Source organism: Gammaproteobacteria bacterium (assembly GCA_003696665.1).
Classification (GTDB): domain Bacteria; phylum Pseudomonadota; class Gammaproteobacteria; order Enterobacterales.
Map to the genome: position 1 here is coordinate 1 of RFGJ01000550.1, position 1081 is coordinate 1081.

Annotated in this window: 1 protein-coding gene; it reads left to right on the top strand. The window is 51.3% G+C overall.

Annotated features, from left to right (window positions below):
- Positions 1-130 precede the first annotated feature (130 nt).
- A complete protein-coding gene (locus tag D6694_13490) occupies positions 131-706 on the top strand; it encodes a hypothetical protein (GenBank protein RMH37037.1) in 576 nt (191 codons plus the stop codon).
- Positions 707-1081: the final 375 nt, after the last annotated feature.

Sequence of the window (1081 nt, forward strand, 5' to 3'; positions counted from 1 at the left end):
AGAGTATTCTCACACATTGCCAGACCCAACAGGAACTCCATTGGTTCAGTTTGCCACATGGAAGTTTGCTGGCAAGTATGCCGGATTCCCAACATATTCTAGAACAAGCAGAAAAACTTACGTTGATCCATTGACTGGACAGGTCACGGGTGCGCCCGCTGGATTCCCCGCTTTCGAGCGCATGGCCGATGGCGGAATTGGACTTTTGCTGGAAGGGAGCAGTACGAACTACCTTTTGAGTTCCCAAAACTTCGCTTCTGGGAATTGGGGTAAAGCAGGATGTACGGTTGCTGCGGCCACGGGCATTACTGCCCCTGACGGTTCAACCAATTGCTATACCCTGACGGACGATGTCACGAATGGTTATCACCGTATTTATCAACTAGGAGGCCCGATTCCAGCAGGTAGTCAAACTGCATACGCTATCGTCAAGGCGGGCACGCTAACGCAATGTTCAATCACTATGTATAACCCAACGGACGGCCAAATCGCTTTGACTTATTTTGATCTATCTAATGGAACGATCCTCTCTACAGTAGCTGGTAGCGCCAAAATTAAACCACTGGCCAACGGTTGGTATTGGTGCGAGGTATCTGGAACAGGGACAGTTGGAGCTAATGTTTACGTTGAGGCGGTGTCTGGCGGCTCTAATGCTTACACAGGCACCGGAACCGGAACCATCCATATCTGGCATGCGCAAGGCTAACCTATGCCTTTTGGCACGTCCGTCATCCCCACCACCACGACCACGGTGACGCGGGCGGAGGACTTATTATCATTTTCTACGCCAGGGAACTTTGTTGACGTTCCAAGTGGTGTGTCTGTATCGGTTGATTTCGATCTGATGGGGCCAATAAGTAATGCCGGAATCGTCTGGGTGCCTCGCGCGAGCGCTCTAACCTTGGACGCGTCCGGCACCAAGCTTGCTGATGGGGCGTCACAGCCCTACTCCCCTGTAATTAGTGATGGACAAACACATCGTGCTATGTCGGCAATACCGGGGATTGTCGGCCAACCACGACAAAATTTTGTCGATGGCATCGCCTACTCATCCGCATCATCAGATCAGCCAGTAAATAAC